The organism is Streptococcus sp. NCTC 11567 (genome assembly GCF_902141215.1).
Lineage (GTDB): Bacteria > Bacillota > Bacilli > Lactobacillales > Streptococcaceae > Streptococcus > Streptococcus dysgalactiae.
In genome coordinates this window covers 670198-682580 of record NZ_LR595857.1, presented here as the reverse complement: position 1 = coordinate 682580, position 12383 = coordinate 670198, and the positions used below count along the sequence as shown (strand labels likewise).

The 12383-nt window shown below is 39.2% G+C and carries 12 protein-coding genes; all 12 read right to left on the bottom strand.

The features are described from left to right. Positions 1-19: 19 nt before the first annotated feature. Complete coding sequence (locus FQT67_RS03615; RefSeq protein WP_003057982.1) at positions 20-682, bottom strand: methionine ABC transporter permease; 663 nt, start codon at positions 680-682, stop codon at positions 20-22. After that, positions 675-1409, bottom strand: coding sequence for an ATP-binding cassette domain-containing protein (locus FQT67_RS03610; RefSeq protein ID WP_003058001.1), 735 nt, complete (start codon positions 1407-1409; stop codon positions 675-677). The genes FQT67_RS03615 and FQT67_RS03610 overlap by 8 nt, the downstream gene beginning before the upstream one ends. 207 nt (positions 1410-1616) lie before the next feature. After that, positions 1617-2000 (bottom strand): PH domain-containing protein, encoded by a 384-nt coding sequence (locus tag FQT67_RS03605; protein ID WP_003058003.1) that lies wholly within the window; start codon positions 1998-2000, stop codon positions 1617-1619. A 127-nt stretch (positions 2001-2127) separates the two neighbouring features. Continuing rightward, positions 2128-3672 (bottom strand): peptide chain release factor 3, encoded by a 1545-nt coding sequence (locus FQT67_RS03600; RefSeq protein ID WP_003061948.1) that lies wholly within the window; start codon positions 3670-3672, stop codon positions 2128-2130. 247 nt (positions 3673-3919) lie between these two features. Beyond that, the gene (locus FQT67_RS03590) at positions 3920-4615 is read right to left on the bottom strand and encodes a TIGR02206 family membrane protein (RefSeq protein ID WP_003057977.1); all 696 of its coding nucleotides are present in this window, start codon (positions 4613-4615) and stop codon (positions 3920-3922) included. Between the two features lie 103 nt (positions 4616-4718). Beyond that, positions 4719-6086 carry a UDP-N-acetylmuramoyl-tripeptide--D-alanyl-D-alanine ligase gene (gene murF / locus FQT67_RS03585; RefSeq protein ID WP_012767265.1) on the bottom strand — a complete coding sequence of 456 codons (1368 nt, stop codon included), beginning with the start codon at positions 6084-6086 and terminating at the stop codon, positions 4719-4721. Positions 6087-6291: 205 nt separating this feature from the next. After that, positions 6292-7338 carry a D-alanine--D-alanine ligase gene (locus FQT67_RS03580; RefSeq protein WP_046176937.1) on the bottom strand — a complete coding sequence of 349 codons (1047 nt, stop codon included), beginning with the start codon at positions 7336-7338 and terminating at the stop codon, positions 6292-6294. Between the two features lie 171 nt (positions 7339-7509). Further along, positions 7510-8106 (bottom strand): recombination mediator RecR, encoded by a 597-nt coding sequence (gene recR / locus FQT67_RS03575; RefSeq protein WP_003057983.1) that lies wholly within the window; start codon positions 8104-8106, stop codon positions 7510-7512. Between the two features lie 11 nt (positions 8107-8117). Beyond that, complete coding sequence (gene pbp2b, locus FQT67_RS03570) at positions 8118-10172, bottom strand: penicillin-binding protein PBP2B (RefSeq protein ID WP_046176938.1); 2055 nt, start codon at positions 10170-10172, stop codon at positions 8118-8120. Positions 10173-10278: 106 nt separating this feature from the next. After that, positions 10279-11049: a formate/nitrite transporter family protein gene (locus FQT67_RS03565; RefSeq protein WP_003051604.1), complete on the bottom strand. Its 771-nt coding sequence runs from the start codon at positions 11047-11049 to the stop codon at positions 10279-10281. A 126-nt stretch (positions 11050-11175) separates the two neighbouring features. Beyond that, positions 11176-11718 (bottom strand): hypothetical protein, encoded by a 543-nt coding sequence (locus tag FQT67_RS03560; RefSeq protein WP_003053939.1) that lies wholly within the window; start codon positions 11716-11718, stop codon positions 11176-11178. Positions 11719-11819: 101 nt separating this feature from the next. Further along, positions 11820-12341 (bottom strand): transcription repressor NadR, encoded by a 522-nt coding sequence (locus FQT67_RS03555; protein WP_012767268.1) that lies wholly within the window; start codon positions 12339-12341, stop codon positions 11820-11822. Positions 12342-12383: the final 42 nt, after the last annotated feature.

The following is a 12383-nucleotide window of genomic DNA, read 5'->3' as shown; positions in this document are numbered from 1 at the left end:
CCTCTTTTCATTTGTTTTTCTATTTCTTTGCATAGCGATTGGCTAAAAAATAGCCTAAGCTTTGCAAGATAAACACATACATAATAAATAAGAAAACAATCAGATACATGACCGAATAATCATATTCCTGATAACCAAAGCGATAGGCATATTCACCTAAGCCTCCCGCGCCAATAACCCCCATCACTGTTGAATACCCTAGAACACTAATCGCCGTTGCTGTAAAGGACAAAATCAAATCCATCTTAATGGATGGGATCAAAAAATAGCGTATCAACTGTCCTTTACTGGCACCCAAACTCAAAGCTCTATCGATGACTACCTGTGGAACATTCAACAAAGCCTGTTCAACGTAACGCGCATACAAACTCACTGAGACAAGCGTTAGCGGCAAAATAGCTGCTATCGTCCCAAATGATGTTCCAAAAATTAATCGATTAAGGGGAATCAAGATAAAAATAAAGATTAAAAAGGGCACACTACGTAAGGTTCCAAGGAACAAGTTTAAACATTGATAGGCCAAAGGATGCCTGATTAGGTATGACTTTTTCAACGAAAAGAGTAAAATACCTGTGGGAAAAGCAATTAGAAAACACAAAGCCAAGGTAAGCCCTAGCATTAGATTGGTCTCCCAAAATGAATTTAGAATGGCTTCCCCATGTTTTGCTAAAATATCAGTCATGTAATAAGAACTCCTTTACCTGGCTCACATAATCTGTCTCCAGTTGATGGGATGCTGTTTTTACAGGAACTACTGTTTCTGCAATCGTCTGGTGATTTAGAATCATCACGCGGTCACAATATTGTTTTAAAACAGAGAGATGATGGGCAATCATTAAAACGGAAATGCCATACTGGTCACGCAGGCTAGCCAATAAATCAAAAATCTCTTTTTCACTATTGGTATCCAAGGCAGAACTAATTTCATCACATAAAATCAACCTTGGTTTTTGCAAGATAGCCATGGCAATTGCTACTTTTTGTTGCTGGCCACCACTTAAACTGTGACACTTGACTTGCTTAACCCTCGTTAGGCCAAGAAAGTCTAAAATATCATCAATAGCTTCATGATCAACTTTTTGATGATTCAGCTTATAAACTAGGGATAAATGATAGAAAACCGTTTCTCCAGGTAAAAGGTTATGGTGCTGAAAAATATAGGCAATATCTTTACGCATTTGCCGTAATTGGCTGGCCGATAATTCCTTTAATTCTTGTCCTTGATAATAAATATGACCCTGATCATAGGACATTAAACCATTTATCATTTTTAAAATAGTACTCTTCCCAGTCCCGTTGGAACCAATGAGCCCTACTATCTCGCCTTCTTGAATGTTAAACGAAATGTGCTCTAATTTAAACTGAGCTTTTGGAAATATTTTACCAACTTCTTTTAATGCTATTATCATTATTTAATGCTCCTCGAAAACTTATCTTATCAAAAAAATGTAGCGTTTTCAAAAAATTTGCCTAGAAATCAAAGTCACTCATCCGGATTTCGATATCCTCCTACGCGTTTTAAATCTATTCTTTTTTGGTCACTTTTTTAGGCAACAAAAAAACATGACCTTCCTCTTCTGAGACCAGTGGTCATGTTTTATCTTAATAATGAGATATTATTCTCCCAAAACAGCTGCTGCTAAAGCCTGTTGAATCGCAATAACACTTTGATCGCTCTTAAACTGTAAGGTTTCAGCAGGTTCCATAGCAGAGGAGACCCATATTTTTAATTCAGCATCCAAATCAAAATGCCCTGATGTTTCGACTGTAAAACGAGAAATAGAGCGATAAGGAATAGACTTGTAAGATACTTTCTTGCCTGTCATTCCTTGTTTATCCACTAGAATTAAGCGTTTTTCAGTAAAAACAATTAAATCCCTAACCAATGAAAAAGCTAGTTCTACTTGCTCTCCAGTGACTAAAACATCTACTAGTTGAGCTTGAATTTTTTGATTGTCTTGCTGTGACGCATTGCCTAATAATCCTGATAATAATCCCATAGGATATCCTCCTTTTTTAGTAACTATACCACAATTGTTAATGATAGTCACACCAAACGAAAAGAGACTAGACAACGGAATCTAGGCAGAAAAAAACTAGACCTCGTGATGCCAGTCTCCGTCAGAATTACATTTTTTCTTCCAATGTGACGTCTGGGTATTTATCTGCAAACCAGCGAAGGGCAAATTCGTTTTCGAATAGGAAGACAGGCTGATCAAAACGATCCTTAGCTAAAATGTTTCGGCTTGACGACATGCGTTGATCCAAATCATCTTCTGAAATCCAGCGAACAGTCTTTTTACCCATCGGTGTCATCACAACTTCAGCGTTGTATTCACCTTCCATCCTGTGTTTAAAGACTTCAAACTGCAACTGCCCTACAGCACCTAACATGTATTCACCTGTTTGATAGTTTTTATAAAGTTGAACAGCTCCTTCTTGCACCAACTGTTCCATTCCCTTATGGAATGATTTTTGCTTCATGACATTTTTAGGAGAAACTTTCATAAAAATTTCTGGGGTAAAGGTTGGCAGTGGTTCAAATTCAAACTTACGTTTACCAACGGTCAAGGTATCCCCAACTTGGTAGGTTCCCGTGTCATAAACCCCAATAATATCTCCTGCTACCGCATTTTGGACATTCTCGCGCGATTCTGCCATAAACTGGGTGACGTTAGACAACTTTGCACCTTTGCCAGTTCGGGTTAAGTTAACAGCCATCCCCTTTTGAAATTCACCTGACACAATACGCACAAAAGCGATACGGTCACGGTGTTTAGGGTCCATATTGGCTTGAATTTTAAAGACAAAGCCTGAAAACTCTTTATCCAGAGGGTCAATCATGACATCTTCAGTCGTTTTGTGACCATGAGGTTCTGGAGCAAATTCCAAGAAAGTATCTAAGAAGGTCTGCACACCAAAGTTTGTCAGCGCTGAGCCAAAGAAAACAGGGGTAAGTTTCCCATCTAAAACAGCTTGTTCCGAAAAATCATTACCGGCTTCCTGTAACAATTCAATATCTTCTAAAACTTGTTCATAGAAAGGGTTTTTCGCAAAAAGAGTTGCCCCTTCTTCAAAATCAGCAAATCGTTGATCTCCTTTGTAGAGTTCTAAACGCTTGTTGTGCAAATCATACAAGCCCTCAAAGGCACGTCCCATACCAATAGGCCAATTCATTGGATAGGAAGCAATCCCTAAGACCTCTTCTAATTCTTCCAAGAGTTCTAAAGGCTCACGACCGTCACGGTCTAATTTGTTAATAAAGGTGAAGACAGGAATATTACGGTGTTTGACAACCTCAAATAATTTTTTCGTTTGCGCCTCAATACCTTTTGCTGAGTCAACAACCATGACAGCTGCATCTACCGCCATTAAGGTACGGTAAGTATCTTCAGAAAAGTCTTCGTGTCCTGGGGTGTCAAGGATGTTAACCCGTTTGCCAGCATAATCAAATTGCATTACTGATGAGGTTACGGAAATTCCACGTTGTTTTTCAATATCCATCCAGTCTGACTTAGCAAACTGACCTGATTTTTTTCCTTTTACAGTCCCCGCCTCGCGGATCTCACCCCCAAAATAGAGCAATTGTTCAGTGATTGTTGTCTTCCCTGCATCCGGGTGACTGATAATAGCGAAGGTACGGCGCTTTTTAATTTCTTCTGTAAGTGACATTCTTTTTTCCTTGTGTGTTAAAATGGCAGAGCTTTTCTCTGAGTTATTTTCGTTAGGTATTACTCGTTTATCAAAAGATTTAGGCTACATTGGTCTTCTCCATATACGATTAGCCTCTAAAGTTTTTCAAAACTGGTATTATAACTTATCTTAGGCTATCAATGAGTATCTTTTCTAAAAAAATCGAGCCTGGAAATAATCCCAGACTCTTCTTATTATAGCTGATTTTAAGTGCTTTTTCAACGGCTTACTTTTCCTTAGAATAGGCAAATTCTAGTTGCTGTGATTCTCCAAATTTCACATAGGACCATTCTATCAATTTAACCATCCCAGTCAACCCTCCAGTCACAATCACAAAGTTTAGCAACAAATGACGGGTATGGATAACAGGAATATCTGTTACAAAGCCATAATTGCCCTTAGTCAGGAGACTGACAATAAGGAGGAGGAAATTAACAGTTGCAAAATAGCGTAATACTAGAACGGGCTTTAATTGGCTTGGATTATAAAAACGCAAGAGATAAATCAACCCATTAACCAAGAGAGCATAATGACCTAAGTAGAATGCCACATTCGCCACGTGCCATAGCTTGAAAGGATAGAGGTCTGGTGATAAAAGTGCCAAGAAAGTCCCGCCTATCCCCAAAATCATAAACAATTGTTTAAAACTGTTACGATCCGGTAGGAAAAAGACTGCCAGCATGGCAATACGGCAATGATACAAAGGCAAGGCTTCATTTAAAGGAAAACCTCTTAAGACATACCAAGTGTATAAACCAATCAGCTGTGATAACTGTAATCCCAAGAAAAAATAGCGATAAGGTTTTGATTGATAAGCTTGAAGTGTCAAAAAGACAAGCAATGGTGCTATCAAAAGTGATGACACATAAAAAATAAGTGAGGTGTGAGGTAACCCAATCGGGTCAATTGCAAAAAAATCCATAACCATCCCTTTCTACGTTTTTTCATTATACCTTAATCTTTATGAGAGAACAAGCCCTTCTCTGTGCTTTTTCTAAAAAGTAAGGCTAAGGTAAGTCTTCACTTTAATTTTCAACTAAATGATTGACCAATTTAGCCAGCCCCATTGAGTTACTCCCTTTTAAAAGAATTTGGTCAGAGGGAGCAAGTAATTGTTGCACCTGTCTTCCCATGTCTTCAAACTGATCTTCTTGCTGATTTTTTTGGAAGAACTGAACATGTCCTTCAGGATAAAACTCATGTGCTAATTGGGCTAACTCTTGAATATCATCACCATAAAAAACAAGTTGGTCAATGCGATCAGGTGACAATTGTTTGATTAACTGCGAATGTAGGGCAACAGAATCTGGTCCTAATTCTTTCATGTCAGCTAGCACTGCAATCTTTTTTCCACCGGGGTTCTTTGCTATGTTAGCAAAGGTTTCTAAAATCAGGCGCATGGCTGTCGGATTGGCATTGTAAACATCTGATAAGATGTCAGCACCATTAGCAGCTTTTTTCCATTCTGTACGATTAGCAGTGAGTTGAACAGACTCTAACGCCTCGATAATATCCTCATCTGCTACTGCCAACAATTTGCCAACATAGGCTGCTACCATAGCATTGGTCGCGTTGTATTTTCCTGGTAGAGGTAGGGACACAGGTGTTGCTAACACATTTGTTGTAAACGTTAAGCTATCTTTTTCTTCTCGAATATCAGTAACATTCAATTCTTGGTAGTCGCCAAATCGAATGACCATCTGGTTTTCTGGAAGATAAGGATCGATAATCGAATCACCTGGGGCAATTAAAATGCCATTTGAATCCATTCCATCAACAATTTGCATTTTCCCTTGAGCAATCTTGTCACGTGACCCAAAATATTCTAAATGGGCTTCGCCTACCAGAGTTAAAACAGCAATACGGGGTCTTGCAATTTCAGAGAGAAGATGAATATCTCCCATGTGGTCTTGTCCCATCTCAAGAACAATTTTTTCGGTATCTTCAGGCATGTGGAGAACGGTGTAGGGTAATCCGATCTCATTATTGTAATTTCCCTGCGTTTTATAAGTTTTATAGGTTGTTGATAGGACTGCGCTGATCATATCTTTGGTAGAGGTTTTCCCATTTGAACCTGTCACGGCTATCACATCCACGCGCATCTTATCGATGTAATACTGGGCTAACGTTTGAAAAGCTTTTAGGCAATCGTTAACAAGAAGATGGGGTTTACCTGGCAATTCTTTTTCTGAGAAAGTAGCAACTGCTCCATTTTCGAAAGCTAAATCAATAAAATCATGTCCATCTCTCTCGCCTTTAAGGGGTAAAAAAAGATCTCCTTCTGTAATCTTACGGCTATCAAACTCAATCTGATTCAGAGGGACGTCGTCCAGATCAGATACATTATTTTGGGCATCAACAATTTTAGCCACTTCATGTAAGGTTAGTTTCATCTTGTTTTCCTTCTAAGAACACTTGTTTTTACAATTTCCTTTCTATTATAGCATAAAATATTAGAAAATTTTCTAAAATGTCCAAGTCCTTTTACCGCCCTGCCATTCTTTCTAAAAACCTCAAAAAGGATGGGGTGCGGAAAACATCTTGGCGATGTTCCACGTCCCATCCTAATAAGCAAGTCAGTTCAGTAATGTATAAACCTTAAATAAGGTGACTTTCGCGCTGATCAAACATTTCTTGCGCTAATGTGACCAGTTCCTCTATCAAATCAGAATAAGCCAATCCCATATTTTCCCATAAAAGGGGATACATAGACCATTGAGTAAAGCCTGGCATAGTGTTTAGTTCGTTGAGGTAAATCTGTCCATCTTGACTTAAGAAAAAGTCACAACGAGACAAACCACAGCCTCCCAAAGCTTTAAAGGCAGACTCCGCATAAGTGCGCATCTTAGTCATCGTATCCTGATCAATTTCGGCAGGAATAGCCATGGTAATTTTGTTATCGATGTATTTAGCCTTATAGTCGTAAAACTCAACATCCTTAACGACTTCGCCAGGTAAGGTCGACCTGACCTCTGTATTGCCAAGAAGACCAACTTCGATTTCTCTTGCAACCACACCTTGTTCAATCAAGACACGGCTATCATAGGTCAGTGCTAATTGAATAGCCTCTTTTAATTCCTCTTTTGTTTGGGCTTTAGAAATACCTACTGAAGAGCCCATATTAGCTGGCTTCACAAAAATAGGAAAGGCTAAGGTAGCTAGCGTCTCTGTCAAACAAGCTTCTAAGTCCTGCCCATCAATATAAACAGTATAAGCCACCTGAGGAATACCTGCCGACTCTAAGACACGTTTTGTGGTGATTTTATCCATAGCCACACTGGATGAAAGGATGTTAGTCCCTACATAAGGCATTCGTAACACTTCCAAAAAACCTTGAATAGAGCCGTCTTCTCCCATAGGTCCATGTAAAACTGGAAAAACAACGGCATCTTCTTCATAGATATCGCTTGGCTTGATCTGCTGCTCATACTGAATCGTACTATTGGTCATCAAGCGTTCTGTGGCTGCTGGCTTTTCTGAAAATTCTTGGGTTTTGATGAATTGACCTGTCTGACTGATAAAATAAGTTTTCACCAAAAACTTATCATAGTTAACTGCTCGCATCACGCTCTCTGCTGAAAGCACTGAGACTTCACGTTCTGCTGATCGGCCTCCATATAATAGAACTAACGTTTGTTTAGACATAGCTAACCTTTCCTAACTGAATTAAATGTCTCCTTATTATAGCAAAAAGGAGGAGGCTTTTCAAAATCTTCTGATAATAGTTATCTCTGCTGAAGTTACTTGAGGTAATCTTTAAAACCTCTTGACCTCTTGAGGCTTTTACGAAGCAAAAATGCCTTTTTCTGCCAGCACTTAAAGTTCTGTGCGGTTTTCAATAGCTCTTAACAAGGTGACTTCATCTGCGTATTCAATATCTGACCCCACTGCGAGCCCTCTTGCTAAGCGGGTAACTTTGATTCCTGCTGGTTTCAAGACCCGTGAGATATACATAGATGTTGCTTCGCCATCAGCTGTGGCATTGGTCGCTACGATAACTTCAGTCACTTTACCGTCCATTAAACGAGTAATTAAACTTTTTAGATTGATATCATCCGGACCAACACCATTCATCGGTGAAATTAAACCATGCAGCACATGGTAATAACCATGATACTCTTGAATTTTTTCCATAGCAGAAACATCTTTAGCATCTTCCACCACAAGAATCGTTGTCTGGTCACGACTTGTATCTGTGCAGATAGAACAAGGATCATCATCTGTCAGGTTGCCACAAATGGAACAATAGGTTAATTCTCTTTTAGCTGCCAATAAATTTTTAGCAAAGTCATTGACATCCTCGTCAGACATTCCAATTGTGTAAAAGGCAAGTCTAGTTGCCGTTTTTACCCCAATTCCTGGGAGCTTGGAATAACTTTCGATTAATTTTGCAATAGGGGTTGGGTAAAACACTCAATTCTCCTTTATGGTTTTCTGTACATTGTCATATATAGTGTTATCATTTCTTTAGCAATTAATTGCTGTGCCTTAGCCAGTGAATTGGTCGCATGTGGATACATTACTGCAACAGCGATGTCAGCGTCATCACTTGGTCCATAGGCTACAACATTTAAATTGTAAGTTGCTAAAGGTTGCCCTGTTTTATCCTTAACATAGGTTTCAGCTGTTCCTGTTTTAGCGCTGATACTAATTGGTCCACCTGATAATTCTCGACCTGTGGCATAACCACTGCCACTATTCACCACCTGATAAAAACCATCTTGAATAATCGCCAATTGGTCTCCTGATAAATGAACTTTGTTCAGCAAGCTAGTTTCAATTGCCTGACTTAACTGCCCTGGTCCTTGGCTGCCATCATCTTGGTAAATACCCTCAACAATATGTGGGGCAACCCGATTACCACCATTAGCAATAGTGGCTACATATTGCGCTAACTGCATTGTCGTGTAGTTATCAAACTGACCAAAAGATTCGCTTAGAACATTTGAAATGGTGTAATTGTCCGTTAAATAGCCTCTAGATTCTCCCGGCAAATCAATTCCTGTTGGCACACCCATGCCAAATTCCGCGTAGGCCTTTCGCAACGCTGACATGGTTTCTGACATTCCAGAACTTGTTAAAGACATGCCCGGATAATACTCTTGACCCATCATTTTCAGGGTCAACTTTACCATGTAGGTATTTGAAGAATATTCTAAAGCTTGGCTAGCAGTGATTGGCAACTGTCCAGCTGTAAACCAAGAATTAATAGGTTTAGAATCTCCAAATTGAATCGATTGGTCCGTAAGAAGCTCATTTCCCTCAATGGCTCCTGCCTGCCAACCTGCTGCCAGAGTAGCTCCTTTAACAACAGAACCAGGGGTAAACACGTCGGTAATAGTTCCCAAAGCATCACTATCCACTTGACCTGTCTCCTTGTTATGAGATAAGCCTGACATAGCTAAAACTGCTCCTGTTTTTGGATTCAGCGCAACAGCATAGATTCCTTCAGAATAATCCGCTTGACCACTGGCCACTTCAGCCTCATAATATCGCCTTATGATGTCATCTACGCCTTGCTGATAGTCCAAAGGAATCGTTAATTTGATATTTTTACCCGGCTCTCCCTTATCAAGTTGCTGTTCAGAGAGGATTTTGCCTGTCTTATTAGTCTTTATTTCTTTAATCACGTGGTTCCCTTGAAGAACGGATTCGTATTGTTTTTCAAGGTAGGAAGTCCCCACACGATCATTCATAGCATACCCTTTTTTGAGGTACTGATTAACTTCTTCTTTAGGAAGACCTGCTTCCTCACTAGATACTTTTCCTATAAGGGCTGTTAAGCTTGTATTGGCAACCTGTCGTTCCCAATCGGTCCCAATAGCAATACCTGGTAATGTTGTTTGATTAGCCCGAATATTTTTAATAATTTCTTCATTTAAGGGGTTGGTTCTTAAATTAACCGTTGTAAAAACAGCCGCTCCATTCATTTGATTAAAAATGGCAATGGTTTTCAAGTCCTCATCTGAATAATGAAGGTCGCTTTCTTTTACAGAAGCAACAGCATTGGCATAAATCGTCGCTTCCGTTAAGCGATTGCCAAACCGGTCTAGAACAGCCTTTTTAGGAAGTCTCTTAACAATGTTGGCATACACATCTGGATCAGCCAAATAAAAATCTTTTTTAGCTCGGCTTGTCACGCTAGCTTCTGGGTACGAAACATAACTTGCCAGATGCTTAGCTAGAACTTTCAGTTCGTTAGCACTGGCTTTTGGACTTCTGGTGTAAGTAACCACATCTTTTATGGCATTTGAGACAAGGGGTTTGCCACTAAAATCAAAAATTTTTCCACGAGGTTGAGCCACTTTAACCTTATAAACGGTAGAAGATTTTAGCTTACTCACGTAAAAAGAGGTCGTGTAAATTTGCATGTAGGCCAACCGTAAAATCAGTCCGACAAATAATAAGACAATAATCAAAAAAAGGAGATGAAGTCGTCTCGGAATACTTGCTTTATTTTTAGTAATGAGTGATGCCATTGTGTTCTTCTGCTCCTCCTTTTTAAACTTCGCTTCTTATTTTATCACAAATTATAAAAAGAAGACCGGGAATAAAGTCTTCCCAGTCTAAAAATTTTATCTGAACTTATGCTTTCTCAGGATGATAGTAAGCTTTGAAATAAAAGAGACTCACAAAAATAGCTCCGCCAATAATATTACCGGCATAGACAAAGGTAAAGTTAAGGATAAAGTCCAACCAAGTTGCTCCACCTTCAAAAATTGCTGCTGGAATGACAAAAGCGTTTGCCACACTATGCTGAAAACCAAGTGCTACAAAGGTCATGACAGGGAACCAAGTACCAAGGAGTTTACCCGTAGCATCACTTGCGCCATAACACAACCATAAAGCAAGACCCACAAACCAGTTGCAACCAATCCCTGATACAACGGCTTGTAAAGGTGTTGCGGCTATCTTAGCATGAGCCACTTCTATCACTTCTTCTTTAAAAATTCCTGCCGAGGTCAATCCTAGAAAATGCCCAAAAACAAAGGCTACAAATACCGCACCAATAACATTAAATAAGGTAATGATGAGCCAGTTGTTTATTAAGTCCTTGGCTTTAATCTTTTTGGCGAAAAAAGCCGCTGAAACAGCCATCATGTTTCCTGTAATTAATTCTCCACCAGCCATCAAGATAATAATCAATCCAATTGGAAATGCACAGGCCCCCAGAACACTCGAGAAAGCTCCAAATGTCTCTAAACCACTAGCAGCAATCCTAACGTAGAGCAAGTAGCCTAAACTAATCATTGCGCCTCCAATAAAGCCTAAAATAGACTTGGCAAGAAATGGCTTACTAATCTTATGCTCTCCAATATGAATCGTTGATGCTAAAATCTGTTCTGGTGTTTTCATGACATCTCCTTTTGTTATCGTATTCACAAATGCACTTTTTAGTATATCAATTTTTTTAAAAAATGCAAGCCCTTCCATAGTGAAAGGGCCAGTTTTATAGATGGAGTAGCCATCAAGACTACCTAGCTAAAGTTTTGCAATGGATAAGTCTAATTCAGCAGCTAAAAATCTCCAGAGAGCTAAAGCAAGATAAAAATCTACCATGCCATGAATCAGAGACCCCACACCAATCAGGCCAAACATTGACCAAAAATAGGATAAAGAAGTTGCAGTTGTTGCTGTCATAGCATAGACAACCACAAATTCAGTCAATCCATGAAGAACATTGACTAAAAAGGCAAACCAAAAGGTTTTGAGTGGAGATTTAATCGTTTGAGGGGATTTGCTCAACCACCAAGCTGCCAAGACAGCAAACAAAAGGTGCGAAAAAGCTCTCAAGACAATAATAAGGGGAAAGCCAGCCAATAAAAAACCTAGCCCCGTTCCAAGGGCTACAAAAAGAGCCACAGGAACAGATATGAAAACAGCTAGAAATAAGGGAACATGACTAGCCAGTGTGAAAGAGGCTGGGCCGATAATCAGCTTAAGAGGCATAATCATTGGAATTAAAATAGCAAAAGCAACTAAGATCGAAACATAGGCAATTAATTGTGTTGGTTTTTTAGTCATTATATCTCCTTTTAAGAGATAGTATAACGCATTGTTTTACAAGTGTCAAGACACCTATAAAACAATGCGCTGTTCCGATTCCTATTTATTCTTTGGACTCTCTACCGACCAGTATATAGAATGCCCGCTGCTTCTAAATCTTGGGACATTGCTTCAAAAGCTTCTTGACTCGGACAGGAAATCAAATGGCTGTGCAACCCTTCTGTCAAAGATGATAGTAATTCAGCATTAGAGTAGTTTAGTTTTTTCATAAAGTTAGTCACATCAGACTGACTTTTTATATTCAAGGGGGCTGTAATCATGCCATAAATAGGATGTTCTACTTCAACAGTAGTAATAATTCCCTGATGCGCTAAAATGATTTGCAATTCTTTTTCTGTCTCTGCCAAACCGTGTTGACAGACAATGCGGGCACAAAATTGGTGACTAAACAGAGCTGTTGACATGATATAGCCTTTAGGAGTTGAAATGATATCAATTTGTTGGGCACGAAGTAAGGCAACATCTCCAACAATGACTTGGCGACTAACACCCAGCAACTTAGCCAAATAAGTAGCGGACAGGGCCTCATGTTCGCCAGTTAAGTACTCAATAATTTTTTGACGACGTTCTTCTGCTTTCATAATCTATCCTTTTTTTCAAGTTAGTTCTATCATACCACATTT